Annotated in this window: 22 protein-coding genes; 10 read left to right on the forward strand and 12 right to left on the reverse strand. The window is 35.0% G+C overall.

Annotated elements, in window-relative coordinates; genetic code table 11:
• Positions 1–54: 54 nt before the first annotated feature.
• From BMS_RS00390 to BMS_RS00435, 10 genes are all read left to right on the forward strand, one after another.
• Positions 55–1,596 carry an ABC transporter substrate-binding protein gene (locus BMS_RS00390; RefSeq protein ID WP_014242804.1) on the forward strand — a complete coding sequence of 514 codons (1,542 nt, stop codon included), beginning with the start codon at positions 55–57 and terminating at the stop codon, positions 1,594–1,596.
• Positions 1,589–2,566, forward strand: coding sequence for a 50S ribosomal protein L11 methyltransferase (locus BMS_RS16530; RefSeq protein ID WP_014242805.1), 978 nt, complete (start codon positions 1,589–1,591; stop codon positions 2,564–2,566). The genes BMS_RS00390 and BMS_RS16530 overlap by 8 nt, the downstream gene beginning before the upstream one ends.
• The gene (locus tag BMS_RS00400) at positions 2,563–3,255 is read left to right on the forward strand and encodes an RsmE family RNA methyltransferase (protein ID WP_014242806.1); all 693 of its coding nucleotides are present in this window, start codon (positions 2,563–2,565) and stop codon (positions 3,253–3,255) included. The genes BMS_RS16530 and BMS_RS00400 overlap by 4 nt, the downstream gene beginning before the upstream one ends.
• 67 nt (positions 3,256–3,322) lie before the next feature.
• A complete protein-coding gene (locus BMS_RS00405; protein WP_014242807.1) occupies positions 3,323–4,075 on the forward strand; it encodes an RDD family protein in 753 nt (250 codons plus the stop codon).
• Positions 4,068–4,529, forward strand: coding sequence for a D-glycero-beta-D-manno-heptose 1-phosphate adenylyltransferase (gene rfaE2 / locus BMS_RS00410; protein ID WP_014242808.1), 462 nt, complete (start codon positions 4,068–4,070; stop codon positions 4,527–4,529). The genes BMS_RS00405 and rfaE2 overlap by 8 nt, the downstream gene beginning before the upstream one ends.
• Before the next feature lie 3 nt (positions 4,530–4,532).
• On the forward strand, positions 4,533–4,889 hold the full coding sequence (locus BMS_RS00415) for a hypothetical protein (protein ID WP_014242809.1): 357 nt from the start codon (positions 4,533–4,535) through the stop codon (positions 4,887–4,889).
• Between the two features lie 191 nt (positions 4,890–5,080).
• Positions 5,081–5,914, forward strand: coding sequence for a flagellin N-terminal helical domain-containing protein (locus BMS_RS00420; protein ID WP_014242810.1), 834 nt, complete (start codon positions 5,081–5,083; stop codon positions 5,912–5,914).
• Positions 5,915–6,196: 282 nt separating this feature from the next.
• Positions 6,197–7,030, forward strand: coding sequence for a flagellin N-terminal helical domain-containing protein (locus BMS_RS00425; RefSeq protein WP_014242811.1), 834 nt, complete (start codon positions 6,197–6,199; stop codon positions 7,028–7,030).
• Positions 7,031–7,149: 119 nt separating this feature from the next.
• Complete coding sequence (locus tag BMS_RS00430; RefSeq protein WP_014242812.1) at positions 7,150–7,854, forward strand: PilZ domain-containing protein; 705 nt, start codon at positions 7,150–7,152, stop codon at positions 7,852–7,854.
• Entirely contained in the window at positions 7,854–8,618 is a 765-nt protein-coding gene (locus tag BMS_RS00435; RefSeq protein ID WP_014242813.1) for a UDP-2,3-diacylglucosamine diphosphatase, read from the forward strand. The genes BMS_RS00430 and BMS_RS00435 overlap by 1 nt, the downstream gene beginning before the upstream one ends.
• On the opposite strand, the gene BMS_RS00440 is transcribed toward BMS_RS00435, so the two are convergent.
• The 12 genes from BMS_RS00440 to fliD all read right to left on the reverse strand — a co-directional run bounded on the left by BMS_RS00440 (position 8,613) and on the right by fliD (position 20,396).
• Positions 8,613–10,223, reverse strand: a complete 1,611-nt coding sequence (locus BMS_RS00440; protein WP_014242814.1) for a DNA repair protein RecN — start codon at positions 10,221–10,223, stop codon at positions 8,613–8,615. The genes BMS_RS00435 and BMS_RS00440 overlap by 6 nt on opposite strands.
• On the reverse strand, positions 10,220–11,125 hold the full coding sequence (locus BMS_RS00445; RefSeq protein ID WP_014242815.1) for an NAD(+)/NADH kinase: 906 nt from the start codon (positions 11,123–11,125) through the stop codon (positions 10,220–10,222). Before BMS_RS00445 ends, BMS_RS00440 begins: the two co-directional genes overlap by 4 nt.
• Before the next feature lie 2 nt (positions 11,126–11,127).
• Positions 11,128–11,490, reverse strand: coding sequence for a response regulator (locus BMS_RS00450; protein ID WP_014242816.1), 363 nt, complete (start codon positions 11,488–11,490; stop codon positions 11,128–11,130).
• A gap of 2 nt (positions 11,491–11,492) precedes the next feature.
• Entirely contained in the window at positions 11,493–13,187 is a 1,695-nt protein-coding gene (locus BMS_RS00455; RefSeq protein ID WP_014242817.1) for a sensor histidine kinase, read from the reverse strand.
• Positions 13,139–13,756: a hypothetical protein gene (locus BMS_RS00460; protein ID WP_014242818.1), complete on the reverse strand. Its 618-nt coding sequence runs from the start codon at positions 13,754–13,756 to the stop codon at positions 13,139–13,141. The genes BMS_RS00455 and BMS_RS00460 overlap by 49 nt, the downstream gene beginning before the upstream one ends.
• 8 nt (positions 13,757–13,764) lie before the next feature.
• The gene (locus tag BMS_RS00465) at positions 13,765–15,468 is read right to left on the reverse strand and encodes a glycosyltransferase family 9 protein (protein ID WP_014242819.1); all 1,704 of its coding nucleotides are present in this window, start codon (positions 15,466–15,468) and stop codon (positions 13,765–13,767) included.
• Positions 15,455–15,598 (reverse strand): hypothetical protein, encoded by a 144-nt coding sequence (locus BMS_RS17545; RefSeq protein ID WP_014242820.1) that lies wholly within the window; start codon positions 15,596–15,598, stop codon positions 15,455–15,457. The genes BMS_RS00465 and BMS_RS17545 overlap by 14 nt, the downstream gene beginning before the upstream one ends.
• Before the next feature lie 19 nt (positions 15,599–15,617).
• A complete protein-coding gene (locus tag BMS_RS00470; RefSeq protein ID WP_014242821.1) occupies positions 15,618–17,270 on the reverse strand; it encodes a glycosyltransferase family 9 protein in 1,653 nt (550 codons plus the stop codon).
• A 1-nt stretch (position 17,271) separates the two neighbouring features.
• Positions 17,272–17,946 carry a hypothetical protein gene (locus BMS_RS00475; protein ID WP_014242822.1) on the reverse strand — a complete coding sequence of 225 codons (675 nt, stop codon included), beginning with the start codon at positions 17,944–17,946 and terminating at the stop codon, positions 17,272–17,274.
• Positions 17,947–18,180: 234 nt separating this feature from the next.
• Positions 18,181–18,588, reverse strand: a complete 408-nt coding sequence (locus BMS_RS00480) for a hypothetical protein (RefSeq protein WP_014242823.1) — start codon at positions 18,586–18,588, stop codon at positions 18,181–18,183.
• On the reverse strand, positions 18,588–18,992 hold the full coding sequence (fliS, locus tag BMS_RS00485; protein ID WP_014242824.1) for a flagellar export chaperone FliS: 405 nt from the start codon (positions 18,990–18,992) through the stop codon (positions 18,588–18,590). The genes BMS_RS00480 and fliS overlap by 1 nt, the downstream gene beginning before the upstream one ends.
• 15 nt (positions 18,993–19,007) lie before the next feature.
• Positions 19,008–20,396 carry a flagellar filament capping protein FliD gene (gene fliD / locus BMS_RS00490; protein ID WP_044557133.1) on the reverse strand — a complete coding sequence of 463 codons (1,389 nt, stop codon included), beginning with the start codon at positions 20,394–20,396 and terminating at the stop codon, positions 19,008–19,010.
• Positions 20,397–20,410 lie beyond the last annotated feature (14 nt).

A 20,410-nucleotide genomic window follows, 5' to 3' on the forward strand; every position in this document is an offset into this window, starting at 1 on the left:
GCACTTATAACAATAATGAGGATAAAAAATACTCGCTATAAATAGGGATCTTTAATGCAATTTAAGCAACTTATAAAAACTTTTCTAATAAATTCTCTTATACCTTTTCTATTTATAACGAATCTGTCAGCAAAAAGTATAAAAATCGCTATTTCATCAGCACCATCCAATTTGAGCCCGTTCTATGCAACGGATGCTAATTCTCAAAATATTAATAGATTGATTCATCTTACTTTGACAGATTTTACGAAGAAGATGAACTTTGAATGTCGTCTCTGTAGTTCATTTAAAGAAAGAATGGAGGGGAAAAAGCATATTATCAATTTTAAACTTAGGGATAACGTAAAGTTTTGGGATGGTACGAAAGTTTCAGCTGTAGATGTGTACAACTCTTGGGAATACTTTACTGATACTAATTTTATTAAGTCGAAGTTTGCTCTAGGTCTATCAAGAATAAAAGATGTGAGAGTACTAAATAGTAATGAGGTTGAGTTGGTATATGATGAATATAACCCTGACAACCTATCTGATCTCGCGCTTTTAAAAATAGTAAAAATTGATAAGAAAGATGTCGCGAATAATATTGGCTATGAGAAAATTATAGGCGCTGGCCCTTATAGAATTAGCAAAAGCACTGAGCTTGAAGTTGTTCTAAGCCCAGTTGCAGAAGGGGCTTCAGAGCTTATTTTTAAAGTTGTTAAAGACGAAACAACTCTAGCTCTTAAATTAATGAATAAAGAGATTGACCTCTCTCTTGCAACAGTTTCTCCAAGAAAGAATTTTTGGCTCAAAGAAAACGTTAAAGATATTAGCTTTCATAACGTTGAGGGAACAAACTTAATTTATCTGGGTGTGAATCATAAGAATGAATTTTTAAAAGATTTAAAAGTTAGAAAAGCAATTTCACTTCTAATACCGAGAGAAAAAATAATTAAGTATAAACTCAAAAATACTGCAACCCCGGCCTCTAGCTTTTTCTCTGAAGCATTTAGTTTTCTACATGTTAAGGACGGAGAAGATCCATATGATCCAAAGCAAAGTGAACTTCTATTGAAGGAGGCTGGCTTCAAAAAAGGTGAAGATGGAATCTGGGAGAAGGGTTCAAAGAAGTTAGCACTAACGTTTAGGGTCTCAAATAATAAGAATACAATAGAGACAGTTGAGACAATGAAAGACTTTCTTAAGAAGGGAGGGGTTTCTATTAATATTTCTGTTCAGGAGTGGGGAACCTTTTATAGAAACTTGAAGCAGGGAAATTTTGATCTCGCTATCGGACAATGGGTTGGTTTTACTGGTCCAGCTATTTTGAGATTTGTCTTTCATAGTGAATCTATTCCTCCAAACGGCGCAAATCGTGGATTTTATGTGAATAAGGAGTTCGACTCTTTTATTGATAAGGCCACAACTGAGTTAGATGAGAAAAAGAGAAATAATTACTATAAAAAGGCTTTGGAGATTTCAAACCGTGAATATTCTTATATAAACCTCTGGCACCCAAATATTATCTGGATTGGTCGAAAGTGTCTGAAAAATTTAGACGTTCAGCCAAACGGAAGTTTTTTACCTTTATTAAAGATGGTTAACGATTGTGAATGATAAGAAATTCTATGAAGTAAAAGTAGTATTTAATAATACGGAAAGTTTGGATCTAGAGAGCTTAAACTCGCGCGCAATGGGTGAGTTTGACTGTGATGGTGTTCAAGAATTTAGTTTAGATGAACCAACGGTTGATAAGATACTTGGGGAGAGGGCTTACTCTGGTGGAGATATTCCAGAATCAGTCATTGATGAAGTTGATGATGTTGCTCAATGTGATTATCTATCTCTCGTATATTATTTCTATGAAGGTGAAGAGGTAGAAAAAAGTGCAAATGAATTTAAAGAATTTGTTTCACTTAATAAGAATACAGCTTCAGCTCTAATTGAAGAAAGACCTTGGGACGACTGGAATCAGGAGTGGAGAAAACATTATTCTCCTATCAAAGTTGATGAGAGTCTTTATGTCGTACCAGAGTGGGAAAAAGATAAAACAGATGTGAATGAAGAGAATAGTCTGTTTATTTACCCAGGTATGGGGTTTGGAACAGGTGAGCATCAAACCACTTATCTCTGCTTAAAACTCTTTATGAATATTCTAGATGATCTTAAAGAAGTCGACTCATGTTTAGATTTTGGATGTGGCTCTGGAATACTGGGAATTGCAGCAATAAAGAAACGAAATATGCCTGTCGTATTCTGTGATATCGATAAGGATGCCTTGAATAATTGTCTGCAAAACTTAGAGTTAAACTTTAATGGAAAAGATCTATCGGGATCATCTTTAGTTTCAAGAGATAAGTTTAGTGCAAGTATTGAACATAAACTGGTATTCGCAAATATTCTAGAGAATGTACTTTTATTAGAGAAGTCTCTTTTGATTGATTCTGTGGCATCTGGTGGATATCTTATTGTGTCTGGGCTATTAAATAATCAGGTCGATAATATTGTAGAAAGCTATAGTGAATTAGAAAAAGTATCGGTCCTCAGTAAGGATGACTGGTCTGCAATTCTATTTAAGAAAGTATGAGAGCAGTATATATAGATAGAGAATTCTTAGAAAATGAGTTGGGCCAAGAGATTCAACTAAGTGGTGATAGTGCACGTCACCTTATCAAAGTCATTCGAATAAAGAAGAATGAAACAATCCTTTTATTAAATGGTAAAGGACAAAAGTGCGAAGCTAGATCAACGAGAATTGATAGAAGAGAGATAGACTTAGAGATTCTAAGTATTAACAATATTTCCGATGATAGGAAGTTAAGTCTTTTCTTGGGCCTGCCTAAGAAAGATGCATTTGAATCCATTGTTAAAATGGCTTCGGAAATAGGGATTAAAAATATTTATCTCTATAGAGCAGAGTATTCGCAGCAGGATATTGAATTCACAGACCGACTTTTAAAGCTAGAGGAAAGTGCAATCATACAATCTAATAATCCTTTTAGAATCAACTTTTTAAAAGTTGATAACTTCTCTGATGCCTTCAAAGATTATTCAAATGTCGTTCATTTTTCAACTTTCTCATCGACTGATGCAGACTCTTTAAAGTTTGATAGTGAAACATTGTTGGTGATTGGTCCTGAAGCAGGCTTTTCACAGGATGAAGAGGATCAGATTAAAGGATTTGAAAACGTTTCAACGGTTAAACTTGATACATATATTATGCGGGCTCCGACGGCCCTAGCAGTGGCAAGTGGTTATATATTAAAGAGTTTTTGATTGATGCTTTAGGTCTTTTATGAGAACCTAATATATAAGATCTTAAATAAAATTCATGGGTGACTTAATGGAAAATTTAAATTCAAACGAAAGCAAAGAGCAGAAGAATGTTGTTTTTAATAATGAGTTTAATTTTGAAGACTTTGACTTTAAGCCTTTAAATGAAGGATTAGGTTTTCACCATGAAGAGAGAAAGAATGGAATTCTTCCTCAATCTAATAAAAGAAGTCAAAACCTTTCAGTTTCTAGAGATCTGAAATCAAATAATCGAACGACTAGTTTAGGTGTAAGTAATGAAGGGATTACAAGAAACGGACTAGAGTCAATGAACTCTTTATCTGCTTTCTATTCTGAGTCTCAAGTTATTGAGGAAGCACCTAAGTTAAAAGCTTCTGATTTTGAAGTGAAGAAGCCTTCATTTAAAGTGGCACCAATTTCAAAGCAATTTACAGCCTGGTTAATAGATGTACTTATTGTTGCTGGAATTAGTGCAGGGCTACTAGCATTATTCGTTTTAGTTTCAGGACTTAACTTCACTAAGTTCTATGAAGTTATTGGCGCTAACGACCTTTTGATTTTTCTTAGTACTTCTTTTTCAATTTTCTACTTAAGCTATTTTTCAATCTTAGACTTACAAGCGACCCCTGGAAAAAGTCTGATGGGTGTTAGGCTAGTAAGAGAAGATGGAGAGCCTATACTTTTAAGAGATAGTTTTCTTAGGGCCTTCATTACGATTATATCTTTTGTGACACTTGGGCTACCTTGCTTAATTGATTTTCAAGGGAAGCTAACAGATACAAAGATTGCAGAAAATGTTTAAACTATCAGAAAATGCTCAAAATTTTCTAAAGAATAATCAAGGTAAGAAGATTGTTTTTACTAATGGTTGCTTTGATATTCTTCACTCTGGTCATGTGACATATTTAAATGAGGCAAAGAAGCAAGGGGACTTGCTCTTTCTTGGACTTAACTCAGATGCAAGTATTAAGCGTTTAAAAGGTGAGTCGAGGCCAATAAATGGTGAGGCCGATAGAAAGTACATTTTAGAAAATTTGAGATGTGTTGATTGTGTAGAGGTATTTACTGAAGACACTCCTTATTCTCTCATCGATGCTGTTCGCCCGGATGTTCTTGTAAAAGGTGGAGACTGGAAAGTCACAGATATCGTAGGGCATGACATTGTTCTTGAAAATGGCGGAGAGGTTAAGAGTTTAATCTTTGTTGATGGTTACTCTACTACTGGAATAATTTCTTCGGTTCAGGGGAAAGAGTAATTCGTGATATTTTCCTTTTCAGAGAATATTGTTGAATTGGAACTTCGAAAAGACTTTGATTACTTTCTACTCAATCATCGCCCAAGCAGTAATTATGTTAAAATTCCAAGTACAACTTTTAACGAAAGCACATTGCAGTTTATTCTAAATTCACTAAATCAAAAGCGATCAATTTTTATAATTTCAAATTTAGAGACAATAGATCTTGAAAAGATGTATGAAAATACAAAAAATCATACTTATATTGATAGTAATTACATCTTTATCAATAGATCAATCCGCTCAAGATTTTCAAAAGTCATCCCTACAAATGGTTCTTTTGACCTAGAAGTAATATCTAATGTTATTAAAGACTTATGAATAACCGATTTTTTTAATCGGGTATAAGTTGTTAATTTTACGGCAATTTTTTCCACTTTTTACTCAAGTATATTTCCGAGTATCCGTTTAGGTTATTAACTGGCTCATGTGGGGTGAGCTTCTAAATATCGAACATGGTTGTTTGATCAAAATTTTCACGGAGGTAAGAGTATGTTTCGAGGAGATTAAAAATGGGTTTAAGAATTAACACAAATGTACAATCATTAGCAGCACAAAGAAGTTTAGGAAACGTTAAAGAAGAGCAAGGTACTAACCTTGAGAAAATGGCTTCTGGAAGTAGAATTAATAAGGCAAGTGATGATGCCGCAGGTTTAGCGATTAGTGAAAAACTAAAAGCAAATATCAGAGGGTCACAACAAGCTAAAAGAAATGCTGGAGACGGTATCTCTATGATTCAAACGGCAGAAGGTGGACTTAACGAAGTATCAAATATTCTAGTGAGACTGAGAGAGTTATCTGTTCAAGCGGCTTCAGACACAGTTGGAGACCAAGAGAGACAATTCTCAGATTTAGAATTCCAAAACCTTGTACAAGAGGTAGATAGAATTGCTGGGTCAACTAAGTTTAATGGAAGAGATCTATTAACTGGTGAAGGTGAGACAGCAGACTTTCAAGTTGGAATTATGAATGATGACTTTAACGATAGAATTTCATACAGACCACAAGATTCAGCAGCAACTACAGACGCTATTGGAATTGCTGGTCTAAGTGTAGGTTCTAAAGAAGGAGCTCAGGAAAACTTAGAAAATATTGATGCTGCTTTAAATAAGATTAACGGTAATAGAGCAAGCTTAGGTGCTTTACAAAATAGGCTTCAGTCAACTATCTCTAACTTAGACGTAAAGACTGAAAACTTGAGTTCAGCAAATTCAAGAATTAGAGACACAGATATTGCACAGACATCATCTGAGTTAACTAAAGCGAATATCCTAACTTCTGCGTCTACATCTGTACTAGCGCAAGCGAATAGTTCACAGAACGCCGCTCTAAAACTAGTAGGATAATCTTAAGTACAAAACTTAAAGACTCATGGGCCCCTTTCAAAGGGGCCTTTTTTATTTCTAAAAACGATATTCTATTCATTCTTCAATCAGTAATAGCAAATACCATACCAAAAAAGTCAATCGCTAAGTATTTAATAATATGGACAAAAGTAATGTTTTTTTTAAATTAACTGAGTAAAAGTCTAAAGTATTTTGGGCCATGTTCGATAGGTATATTGTCTGACAAAAAAGGTCGGACGGCTTTAGGGAAAAAAATAATATATATTTCTTAGGAGGAATATCATGGGTTTAAGAATTGCAACTAACATGGCTTCACAATCAGTTCAGAAAAACTTAAGTGAAGTATCAACAAAGTCACAAGCAAGTTTAGAAAAATTATCATCTGGTAAAAGAGTTAATAAGGCGTCTGATGATGCTGCCGGATTAGCGATTGCCACAAACTTAAAAGCACAGACTAAAGGTCTGAGACAAGCAACTAGAAACGCGAATGACGGTGTCTCAATGGTTCAAACTGCAGAAGGTGGATTGAATGAGGTATCAAATATCCTAGTTCGCTTAAGAGAGCTAACTGTACAAGCATCTTCAGATACTGTTGGAGAGGCTGAAAGAGGATTCCTAGATAAGGAATATCAACAGTTAACTACAGAAGTAGATAGAATTGCAGAATCTACAACATTTAACGGGACTAACCTCTTAAATGGTGAAGGCGGAGGTACACTTGATATTCAAGTAGGTGCGTTTGCTGGAGAACAAAATAGAATTGAATTCGACTCCGACTCGGCCAATGCAACAGCTGATGAAATTGGAATCGGTGGAACATCAATTGCTGATAAAGGTGATGCCTTAGATGCGATTGAAAATATTGATAGCGCAATTCAGGCGGTATCAGGACATAGAGCAAACCTTGGTTCAATCCAATCTAGATTACAATCTACGGTTGCTAATTTAGAAACACAAGCGATCAACCAAGATAGTGCAAGATCGGTAATTGAAGATGTAGATGTCGCCGCAGAAACAGCAAATATGGCATCAAACAATGTTGTTAAGAATGCAGGTGTAGCATCATTAGCACAAGCGAATCAGATACCGAACTCAGCATTAAGACTAATTGGATAATAAAAAAAATGTGGGTGAAAATTCACCCACACTTCCTAAGCCCTAAGGAACGAAAGTTCCACTTAAGCCCAACCCACCCTTGGTAACAAGGGTGGGTCTTAGGGAAGGAAAGGGAAATTATGAGTACACTATTAAGAATTGACGACCAAGATAAAATTAAAGATGAAATACTTGAAGCATATAAGAATCAATATGCTGTTTATGCTTGGGGATCTTTTGGTGGCCATATAGTTAAAGCAGACCTTCAATTTAAATCAATCAAATTCAATCAAAAACGAATCGTTTTAACACCAACACAGATGAGTCGCTCCTATTTAGAGGACTTATTAGGTGGAAGTGGAAAAATTAATATTGCTATTCCTCAAATGTCTCTTCTCTTTGAAACAGAGTATATGAGCTATGAAGATGATTTAGAAATCGCCTTTCCAAGCTTCAATAAATTCTATGATAGAAGAAAGTCTGAAAGAATAGATCCATTTATTCCAGTAAGTGTAAATATAAAGCACAAAGGGATTACTTTTAAAAAAAGTTGTAATGACATTGCTGTGGGTGGATTATCAATAGTTCTTACAAGAAACGAAATGAGAATGTTCTCTATCGATGAGATACTTGAAAATGTAGAGATTAGTTTTCCGTTAAAAAAGCTACAAGTTAAGCTTAAGGTTGCTGGTTTAGTTAAAATGAACCCATATCAAGACGACAAGAATCCTTATGGTGGATCAAGATTATCTCTAACATTTGAAGGAAACTCTATTCTTGTTAAAAAAGAAGTGTTGAGAATGATAAATGGACAAAAAAAACTTGTCTGTGATATTGATAATTAATGATAATAACTTCTATATCTGATGTTCACATAAAAGAATCAACAGATTCAAACTTTAGTCTTTTAAAGAAATTCTTTAATCATGAGTACGTAAGAAAGTCTGATTACATCGTTTTAAACGGTGACATTTTTGACATACTCATAGGTGGCAAAGTTCAATATCTCAAAAAGTACAGTGACTTCTTTCTATTAATTGAATCAGCAATAAAAAATGGTTCTAAAATTATCTACATAGAAGGTAATCATGACTTTCACATTGAAAGGCTGATTAGAAAGTCCAAGAAGAAACTTGGAATACCAGATGAAATGTTTCTTCATATAAAGAACTACTTTGATATAGAGGTTGATAGCAGATTAGTTAGATTCACACACGGTGATGATGTAGAAATAGAAAATGAAAGCTATAGAAAATATAAAAGGGCCATAAACAACCCTTTTGTTAAATTCTTGGGGGATTATATTGTTCCTTTTTCCTTCATAGAGTGGATAGGTCATAGGGCCTCTAATAAATCTAGAGGAAAGAATGTTAAGAAATATGAGTTAACAGTTGAGGGGCAGGAGTTTGTCAAAGACAAGTTCAGGACATCATCAAAACTCTACTTTAAAGATCATTCAAATATTTCTGGATTGGTATGCGGTCATAGTCACTGTAAGGATTATTTTAAATTAGATGATGGAAAGTTCTATGTGAATAATGGATTTGCACCAGCATCAAAATCTTTCATTAAAATTTCCGATGCTGGAGTTGAATTTATTGACCTATAGTTGGGCCATATCTCTAATATACTGTTCTCTATTATTTTGAGTGATTTCACTCGTGTAAGAAAAAGTTCTCGATTTTTCCTGTTTCTTTGAAACATCAATTAGTGTTCTTGAGAATTTTGCAATTTGTGGAAGGTGAGTAATAGCAATAACCTGTGAAGCTGAAGAAACTTCTTCTAGAGCTTTACCAATGGTGATAGCAGTCTCTCCACCGATTCCTGTATCAATCTCATCAAATAAAAATACTGATACTGTATCTCCCTTAGAAAGAACTTGTCTTAGGGCGAGGAGGATTCTTGAAAGTTCACCGCCAGAGGCAATGTCTTTAACTTTATAGTAACCCTCTCCAGAATTTGTTTCAGCATTAAACTCTATTTTTGAAATTCCATTTTTAGAAAGTTCATCTGTCGTTTGAACTTCAATTGCAATAGTTGCTCCACTCATTCTTAGTTTTTTAACCTTTTGAGTTAATTCTTTAGAGAGTTTTGTAGAGTAAGACTCTCTCTCTGAATGAAGTTCATGAGCGAAAGTCCAACACTTCTCTTTAAGTGAATTAATCTTTTCGCTAATCTTTTTAATTTCTAAATCAGAGTTTTCTAAGAGTTGGTATTCATCTAAAAAGTTGTTGTAGATAGATTCAAGCTCACTAGTCGTTACATTAAACTTTCTCTTAAGCTTTTGATATGAGTCTAGTTTTTCAATAATATCTTGTAGCTCACTATCATCAGAATCAGTGTTAAGCTTTTTAGAAATATTAAAAGAGAGCTCTGATAATAGCTCTTTTGCTTCAATTAACTGACTTGATTCTACTTCACTAAGTAGGTCATAACGATTTACTTGCAGTTCAAACTTATTTAATAAAGAAAGAATACTAGAGTTTGATTCGCTTAGAATATGATTTGCTTCTGTGAATGATTCAGATTTCTTTTGAGCATCGAGGATAGAGTTCTTTAACTCAATTAATTGTTCTTCTTCATCATTAGAAGGATTCACTTTTTCTAACTCTGAGATTTGAAATTCAAGATAGTCTTTTCTTTGTGCTTTAGTCTTGCTCTTTTCAATTAGTGTATTCAGCTCTTCTTGGAGAGATTGAAGCTTCGTAAAGTGATCTCTATACTTCGTAAGTAGCGTCGTGTTCTTACTATATTCATCTAATAGGGCCATTTGATAATCTTCACTTAGTAGCTTTTGATTATCGAATTGACCAACGAGATCAATGAATCTCTTAGATATTGTAGATAGTGTTTGTAGGGAACATTGTTGAAAATTAAGGTATGCCTTTGAAGATCCTTCCGACGTGATAATTCTCTTAATCAGTATTTCATCACCAGAAAAAGGGTGCCCTAATTGTGCAAAGTATTCTTTAATTGTATCTGAGTTACATACGAATACAGCTTCAACAGTAGCGAAACTCTCATTCTTTCTAATGATTTTCTTATCAGCTCTGTTTCCAAATACCAATTGAAGGGCGTCAAGAATAAGACTCTTCCCAGAACCTGTTTCACCTACAATTACATTAAAACCATCTGTGAAGTTAATCTCTTGATTAACAAAGGTTGCAAAATTATTAAGAGTTAATGACTTTAAATTGAGTTTGTCTTTTTTCATCTGCCTTCTCGCTGACCGTGAGTTAACTTTTCTTTTAATGTTTGAAAATATGTTCTGTCATTATTTTTTATGATCTTTGCATAACTATTTTTCATCTTTGAAATTTTAACAATACATCCCTTTTCTATATCGACGGCCTCTTGCCCATCAAGTGTGAGACTCAAGTGACTTTCTTTGACAGGAAATTTAACTTCAATTTCTTTGTTGTCAGGAATAACAAGAGGTCTATGATTCAAGCTATGAGGACAAATAGGAGTTAATAAAAGTGCATTTACATCTGGGTGAGTAATGGGTCCACCGGCCGCTAATGAATATGCAGTAGAGCCGACAGGAGAGCTAATAATAAGTCCATCTCCGGATACATTAAATATTAATTCAGAGTCACACTCTACAGACAGAGTAAACATTCGAGAAATATTATTCTTGTTAATAACAACGTCATTGATGAAGTTGCCTTTAAAGATCTCTTTTCCACGCTTGCTAACACTTACTTTATAAAGAGGAAGCTTTGCTATATTGAAATTGCCTTTTAGAGTATTCGCGAGCTCATCAAAGTATTCTATTTTTGAAAACTCAGTAATAAATCCAAGTCTTCCCATATTCACACCAAAAATTGGAGGTGAGCTTTTTGTACACTTTCTACTGACGCCAATGATTGTTCCATCACCACCAAGTGTAATAATCAAATCGAGTTTATTAATTTCGTCTTCACTGATAAAGGAAACACTCTTTGGAAGTTTTTTGAAAATATTGAGAATTCTGCCCTCTTCTTTTTCTAAAAAGGACACATGCTTCTTTCTACGAATTAACCACTCTGTTAAGTTTGGAATAGTCGTAGAAAACTCTGTAACATTTCTTGGCTTTAGTAAGATTCCAATATTCTTAATTGTCTTGTTGCTCAAAATTAACTCTCTTTCAAGAATACAGCCAGTGCATCTTCAATATTATCAAAAGGTTTACCCAGTACTCTGCAACCGTAGGAGTTTGCTTTCTCCAAGATCTGAGGGGAGCTATAGGCCGTAATAATTACGAAAACTTCTCCAATTTGATTGATATTGTACTTCTTTTTAGACTCTTCGATAATATCAAATCCAGTAATATCTTGAAGCATGAGGTCACAGACTATCCTATCGTAATTACGATTTATAATCATTTCTATGGCCTCTTTGCCAGTGGAGGAAACATCAACACTAGCGCCCTTTTTCTCAAGTAAGCGCTTTAGTGACTTTTGAATTAGTAACTCGTCTTCAATAACTAAAATATTCATATTTAAACTATGGGTAAAGTGAACGAGACAATAGTACCATTTTCGTTCTTGTGGTCAATTTCTATTTTACCATTTAGCTTCTTAATTAGATTACAACAAATACTGAGTCCAAGTCCTGTTCCCTTTTCCTTAGTTGTTATAAACGGCTTGAAGATTTCATCCTTCAATTTGTCTGGAATTCCTGGACCTGTGTCGGAAACACTAATCTCGATTTCTTCAAGCTTCTTAATGATAGTAAGTTGTATTCTTTGCTCTCTTAAGTCTTGATAAGCACTCTTAATAGCCTGTGAGCTATTGATTACTAAATTGAAAATAATTTGCGAGAGCCAAGTCGAGTTTGAATTTACGATATAGTCTTGATCATCTTGAAAGTTATAAAAATTAATTTCTTTTGGAATTTGCTTACTTTCACTCTTCGTTAAAAGAATTGTCTCATTAATAACTTCTTTTATATTGAACTTCTCGTAATTATCCTCATCTCTATAAAGTTTAGAGAAATTATCTATGATGGTCTGACATCGTTTACTGTTAATTGAAATATCTTGGATGATAGAAGACATCTCTTCATCGAAACTCTCAAGTAGAAGTAAGTCAGAGGCCATATTCAATCCAAATAATGGATTACTCAGTTCATGCTTGAGCGTGTTTAGTAGCTCTCCTAAAAGAGAGACTCTCTGGTGATGATAAATGTCTGATGTATTTGATTCAGACTCAAGGCCAATCTCTAAGAATCTTCTTCCGATCTTATCTTCACTATTACTAGCTTCATCCAGATCATGATTATTGGATAATCGTGCAGCTTCATTAAGTGGAGTATTGTCGAGAAAGATAGGGTTTGGATACGTTTCAAGTAAAGATGTATAAACCTCTGTTCTAAGTTTATTAAGTGAGGCAATGAGAATTGTTTGTATAACGTCAGATATGAAGTTCATAGCAGAACTGAAAATATTGATTTCCATATCTGAAGGAGGGAGAAAACCATTTCTAGATACTATAACAAGGATAGAGTGCTTGGAGAGCTCAATATCTTTTGCTAGAAATGTTCCCACCACATCTAAATCTGATTCTAGAAGTGAAGTTTGATTAAAGAGCTTATTCTTACTTTTCTTAACAAGATTAAAAATCTTACTAAAAGAAGAAACACTTATTTCTTTCTTACGATGGCCGGCACTTGCATCAAAGTAAAATGTTTCAATTATAGGACTACCCTTTTCATGAATCATGATCTGACAGGTTTGGTAGGCCTTAAAGAGTTTTGATTGAAGAATATACTCTGGGAGCTCACTGGTATCTTTGATTCTCAATGACTGATCTAATATGAATTTTTTAAATTCTAAAATCTCAACAAATTGTTTTAAATCTGAAGATGAACTCTTGGAGATATTTGCAGTCGTAAGTGATGAGTAGCGCTTTTTCTTACTCTTCTTTTCAGAACAAGTTGCATTTAATAATTGATAGATTGCGAGCGGGTTAGTATTAGCGCCAACTGTAAGAACAGGCTCTCCAAGAATGGATCCACCAGTGTGAATGTCATAGAGCCCTTCATTCTTATAAATTGAGTAGTCAGCATTAATTTGTGATTTTGAGAATTCGATATTTGGAGACGGTGGAAATACTCCGCCTCCAATACTTTCAGATAAGTATAGCTTTAAAGATCTCTTAACTTTTTTAGTTCTGGAATCGCTTTTATTTTCCACTGTGTCAGATTATCTATAAGTTCATACTCTAGCAAGTCGTTCAACATAATTATGTCGTTTTTCTCTTTTGCTGGAATCATTGCTTTCATGATTGAAAGTAAGTGAATTTCTAGTGTTTGAAATGTGTTCGTATGTCTCAATTGCTCTTGATGACGCTTTCTAACAGTCTTATAAATTTTGGCCATTAACTGAACATATAGATCCATAATTTCAATAACTTCACCGAACATCATATTAGCTTGTTCTTGCTTATTATCATTTTGTAGCTCTGTATACTGAGCTATCTTTGCAATAATTGTTTCAATATATGTAGAGCAGTCGTTTAGGGCATCAAATGCAAGCTCGTAGCTACTTGTTGTAGAGAAGTTAATATCTTTGTAGTTACTAACTGGCATTGCGAGTGACGATTGTTCTTCTTCATAAGATAGCTCTCTACCATCAATATCTATAGATGTAATAACTTCATCATCATGAAGTACTTCGTTTAGAACAAAATTCATGAGGTCATTAACATTTGCATTCTGCTCAGGCTTTTGAATTGTTTTGTTGTTTACAGTTACTGATACCATCCTGGATCCTACCTTATCGTTGTTTGATTATTTGAGTTTTTATTCTTTTGGTTTAATGTGAGCGTTCTTTCACAAAGCTCATACATTACACTGGTTGCACTTGATTGATCGTGAAACGAGTAAAATGAACTTTCAGTTAACTCAACTAGATTTTCACCATGTAAATTGGCCCTTGAGACTTTTCCATAGTTAATAATCGGACTTAATTGTGGATAAGTCTCAGATATAATGTCTGAGAGCCTGTCTATTTCATCAACTTTCTTAGAGAATTCTTTTATCTTGTTGAGATTGGGAGTTTCTGCTGAAATTTCTTCTAATATATATCTTGAATACTTTTTACCAAATTCACAAAGTTCAAATAACTGCTGCAGACCTTGCATATCTTTAAGGAGCTTTTGGTGAGTTTTATCTGATATCTTTGGAATTGGATTTTTGCCCTCTAGCTCATTGATGAGAAAGCACCAAGTGATTTCAAAGAACTTTTTTAGAGTGTCTTCGTATGAGGCTTCATTTTCTAGAACTGGTTCAAGAGAAAGAATCCCAAGCGAGTTATAGCTTGTCTTATTTATATTTATAGAATTTAAATGAAAGTGGGATAGTGCTTTATTTAGACTATCATTTGTAACTTCCTCACCTCTTGCAACTTGTGACAAGACTTCGTTAACTGGTTGGTATGGAATGTCAGCATGGCATTGATAGAAGTCACAAGCTGTATCTGGCTTGCATGGAAAGCACTTTGTCTGTGGCGATAGATTATATGCCCCAGCTATATAAGGAACAGTCTCTGATGTTCTAACTGGACCCAGTGAGATTGTAATAATTGGGACTCTCTTGAGGCTTGCTAGGTGACTAACCATTGAGTCGTGACCTATAAACATTGAATCATCGTCTAGAAGATCCTTTAGCTCCCCGATTGATTTATTTCCAACTAAATTGTGGATTCTTTCCTTGTAAGAGGCGAGTAATGGGTTATTTAAAATCTTTGTTGCTGCATCGAGATCTCCCTTTGCACCAACTAAGTGAACACTTTTTTCTTCGTTGTCTTTTAAGAATTTAAATAAGACTTCAACCCATTTCCCTTCGCTCCACACCTTCTTTTTGTCTGATGCAAATGGGTGAACGAAAACTTTATTTCTAGCTGATCGTTTTATCGCGTTTTCTGTATTTTCTTTTGGAGTTATTCCAATAATTAATTTGTAAAGATCTACTAGGTTGTATGAATTTAAGCTTGTCTCTAAAACATTAGCATATAGATATTGAGACCACTTATCTTTGATTACGATATTGGCCGCTTGATCATAAAAAGGTCCAATGCGATGTTTGGCATCAATAATACTCATTAAGTAATTTGCAGTTTTTGAGTAAGAAAGATTTATGCAGACATCTATGTGATGTGAGTTGATCTTTGATGTTAAGGCCTTAATATTTTTTTGTGTGTTCTCTAAGTTAACTTTATCGCTCTTAAGAACAAGGTCTTTAAGATCAACAGTTATGCACTCATCAAAAACTTCATCTATTAAGCTCTTGAGTGGAGTTGCAAATTGCTTTCTAGCAATTAAAAGTAATTGGTACTTGTCTCCATGTTGTTCACGTAGAGACTTTGCAGTTTGAATCGTTTGAATAATATCACCTAACCTAAGAATTTGGACAATTGCAATTGTCTTCTTGGCTTCTTGTGGTGGGATATCGTTACTTTCCTTAGCTGTTACCATTTCCTTCCTCTTCTAGTAATGAGGCCAGGAATAGTACTTCGAGATCATCAGGGCTTAAGGCTTTGCCTTCTTTAGACCTAGTTTTGATCTCTTCGATTTTGCTAACAACTTCGTTTGCGAAATTACTCATACACCTTCCTTGGCATAAATTATAATATTGCTTGCTGTACTCTATTTGTAACCCTGTTTTCTATTGCAGAGTTAGCTTCATGCTCTCTAGAGTATTCTTCTATTGTTCTAAGAACTTCATAAACTTTTTGAAGTTCATTTTTCATTTTGTATAATTGCGCTTCAACCTCTTTTACAGAGTCTTCTATCTTGTTTGAAACGATAGACTCAAGCCTTGCTCTTAAGAAGAGTGAAGGAACCATTGTCATCGTCGAATCTTCACAGTGTGAAATTAAGTGTCCGAGAGAGTTGATAAAATTCTTAGACTGATTCGCACCTTCTGAAATTTGTATTAGAGATCGGATGGCCCCAAGGAGGTCCTTGGTAATATTCGTAACGGCTTCCTTCTCATTGGTCATCCAACGTTTGAAGTGCTCACCTTTTATCTCTTGAATCATTTCGCAGAAAGTATTCTCTTCAGATTGATTAAGTGTCTTTGCAAGATACATTCTTAGGGCAAGTCTTTGAACCTCTAATTCAGTATTAAGATCGCCTTTGATTGCAAAGTAAGAAGTACCTAGAGCGTCTCTATATGGTCTATATAGAGTATAATTACTTCCAATTTCAGTATTCTTGAAGGACTTAAGTCCTAGTAGTAGCAGAGTAGAGTTAACAATATCATCTGCTCGTAGATCGTCGTGAAGATCATTCTTTGAGAATGTTCTATCTTCTAGAACTCTTGATAGAATTAAAGATTGCTCACCGATTGATCCCTGCTTAAGAAAAGGTGATGCTCCTAAACTAACCTCTAAACATGGAGTTTCAACAAGATCACTTAAATGTTTAATGGCAGTGTCTGGAGTAATAAGAGCGTCTAAATTAATCACAACACTAGTTAGTGCATGGAAGTCAGACTCAACTGAGACAAGTCTACCCTCAAAGTGATCATTGATAATTTGTGCACGCTCTTTTTCATCTTCTGTTGGAGCGATTAAAAGCATTGTTACAATATCACGCTCGTGTAGCTTCTCGATGACTTCAATGATTGTCTTTTCAGGAATATTCTTTGACTCTTCAGATGTAAAGAGTTGAATACCAACGATTTTCTTAACTTTTCCTTCCTCTGCATTTCTGAGGAAGTTTATATTTTTAAATGCATTCTCATTGTGATTTGCGCTTGTCTTAAGCCTTAGGTTCTCTCTGTTGTAATCGAGACCAAGCATATTGTGATAGATGTCATTAAAGTGAACAGGTGAGAACTCCATTTCAGTAATAACTTCGTTTAGTAGCATTCCCCAGTCCGAGTTATATTGGTTCTTCATTTTGTTTGTGAAGTGAAGGCCAATGCGCTCTTTAGAGTTTAGTGTGCTGGCAATATGAGTGGATACCCTATCGTTAGAATAGTTAATTGTTTGGTCCCATTCTTGAGACATAATAGGAGAGAGTTCCTTTTCAAGTTCTTCTAGTGCATATCCATTATTAAAGATCTCACTCTTAGTTAGAGTGATAACTCTTTTTCTATCAATTGTATAAATATGAGAAACACCTTCAATGTTGAGGGCTGCTTTTTCAAACTCTTTGTATACAAGCAGTGAAACTTCATATTCACCCTTTTGGGCCATAGAGTTAACTAGGTGAGCCGAGCTGTAAATATCACCGAAACGTCTTAAGTTTACAACAAGTGTCTTCTTCATTTTATTCTCTTCCTTCTAGTTGAAGTGAACCCTTAACCATTTCTTGAAATGTCATAAGGAAATGATCTTTATTATCAATCTCTCCACTGTGAGGATATAGCTTTTCATCAATTGCAGAGACAATATCTAAGTCCTGATTCAATGACTCTAGGGCCTCTTCAACAAATGATGACTGAATATACTCTTTGAAGCTTGCTACCGTTCTAGGAGCTTTGTATGACAGCAGTCCTTTGAAGTAGTTCTCATAGAGGTTGAAGCTCGCAGGGTGACTAATAATTCCAGGTTTATTTAATAAGTAATTTACAAATTCTTTATCTTTATAGAGATCAACAATTTCATTTGCAGCATATACCTTTACGTTTTCATTGTTGATTAATACATATTTCTTATAGTCGCTATATACTTTTTCATTTGGCTCTATAACGACTACCTTATAATCATTACCCCATTCTTTCTCGAGTAGTAGGATTGCTTCTTGAATGTGATATCCATACCCAAGTCCTAGAACGAGAAGTTCGTTCTTCGCTTTGATGATCGCTGTATTTTTGGCCATAAGGGCCGCAGCTTCCTTTATAGGGTTGTAAATTGAATGTAGGTGAACATCATTAACAACAGGAACTTTATGTTCTGTTTTAGATACCTTTACTTCATACTTATATAAAGATAGCTCTTCCATGGAATTATCCTTAGTTTCATTATGTATATTTGAATTTTCTGAATTAAAATGACCAGACACGTTTTCTACCTCTTCCTTAAGGTTTACTCTGAATTTAGAAGGAGAGCGAATCCTAGCTCTCGCCTCTATATTTCCTCATGTCTGCGTATTTTTGTCAATGAGATTATAAAAAATAGCCGATAAACACTGAACCCATAAGCCTTTAAAATACTATGAGTTCAGGTAAAATTAAGGTTATTTTTTAGTACTACTAAGGTTGTAGCCTTTAAATTGCTGTCTTGACGTAAATACCGTAGCAATTTCCTTGGTTGTTTCAAGTTTTTGCGCTTCGAGGAGCTCAGAAGATTTATTATCTATTGCCTGAACTTCAGATGACCAATTTCTAAGATCATTTTGCCAGGCCTTTAGAATTTCTACTAGTTCTGGAGTAACTTCGTCGGCCTTAAGTGTTGCCGTCATATCTTCAATCTCAGATTGAAACTTTTCCAAAACATTAATAACTCTCTCTCTATTGTCAGCTTCAAAGTTTACGAGATTAATATCCCCTCTAGATGTAGCTAGATACATTGCATGAGTTAGTTTGAGTCCGCTATCTAGAAGAGCAGTATGTCTCATAAGGAGGTTGTAAATTCTACTGATCATTAGGCCCCCTGCTGCTCTTTTTGAGCACTTTCTTTTCTAAGTGTCTTGATGGCTTCTCCCCAACCCTCATATAGAGTTGTGAGTACATTTAGACATCCTTCAAGTGGTTCAGCATCAATTTTGATATTTGCTTGTGTACTTGAAAATAAAATAAAATCGTAAAGAGATGAAAGCTCTTTAGCGATATCTCCACCAACTTCAAAGTCAAGACTGTTGTTAAGTTCAATGACAATGTCTTGTAACTTTCCAATGTGTTCACCCTTGGCCGGAATATTCTTCTCACCAATGGCCTCAATGGCTTTCTTGCAACTCTTTATAGCTGCTTGATAAAGCATCAGTAGGATTTGCTCCTTACTTGCTGTGTGAATTGATGTCTTCTTATAAGCACCTAAACCATAACTCATAACCACCTCCAATGGTTAGCCGAGTTGAGTCACAGGATTTGGTCCGCCACCACCGAGGGCCGCGATACCAGAGCCTTGACTCTTCATTCTCGAAATTGTTCCTTCTAATCTTGCAAATTTATCTTTTAGATTCTTTTCTTTCTGTTCAATCATTCTCTCTTTATTACTTATCCTTCTGTCGATTTGATCGATATTAGATTGAAGAGAGTTCTTTCTAGATTGTAGTAGGCCATTAGGAAACTGTAGGGAAGCTTTAACAGTATCACCTAAGTGATCAATAAACCCCTTCGTTTTACCTTCCTCTCCGTAGTGACCAGTGAGGACTTGTGTTACCAATTTATAATCTTTTGATAGGGCGTTATTTAAAACTTCCGTCTCAACTTTTAGTAAACCGTCACGCTGAAACTTGATTCCAAGATCACTAAATCTCTTGAATCCAAATTCTGTTTTTATATCTTTAAATACTGTAGATCTAAGCCTTCCCTCTAGTGATTGGAGCATGATATCTCCACCTAGTGTTCTAGAGGTGTCTGTCGTCTCATCCATGTTGTTCTGCTGCTTAATAAAGCCTAGAACGCCATTTATACTATCAACAAGACCTTCAACTTTTGCCGTAATGGCTTGAGTATCTTCTGAGATCTTTAAAGTGAACTCTTCCCCTGGCTTTGCTTTTTTGAGATCGAGAGTGACTCCAGGAATAAGTTCTGAAGCTTTATTTTCTGGTAGTTCTATCTCAAATCCATCGAGCTTAACTTTCGCATCGTGAGCTTCTCTTTCAAATTCTAGATAGAGATCATTCTCACCATCAACAAAATAGAAGTAAGGAAACTCGGCTCTTTTTTCATCCCCAGTTTCCTCAAGTGATAAAATAATTCTCCACGGAGAATCACTACCACTTCCATCGTTAACAACAGAAGCACGCAGACCGTTTTCAGAGTCTTTGTTTATGAGTTTGGCGATTGCGTTTAGGTTTGAATTATCAGAGTCAACGTAGATCTCTTTACTTTCTCCATCAGGAAGAAAGTATTGAATAAATCCAACACCAACATAACTTTCGTCTGGGTTTTCAAAACCAGAACTCATGGCCGATGACTTCTGCGCGAGTTGAGTAACTTCGATTTGGTAGGTTCCAGGCTGAGCAATATTCTTATCAGCGTTTACACCTAGTATTTCTTCATTTGTTTCTACTTTTAATTCTCTTAGCGATCTTGCGTTACCATTCTTGAGTACATTTCCACGCACCCCTTCCATGAGCTGGATAAGCTCTCCAACGAGTGCTTTCTTATCGCCGATTTTCTCTTTACGAGTTTCCATGTTTTTAATTGGAATTTTCTCTGCAGCGATAATCTGCTTAACAATATCTTTTGGGAGCCCTGTTGCAATGGAGCCAAAAGAAATACCCAAATCTTCCTCCTGAA

Origin of the sequence: Halobacteriovorax marinus SJ (assembly GCF_000210915.2) — a bacterium.
Taxonomy (GTDB): Bacteria; Bdellovibrionota; Bacteriovoracia; order Bacteriovoracales; family Bacteriovoracaceae; genus Halobacteriovorax; species Halobacteriovorax marinus.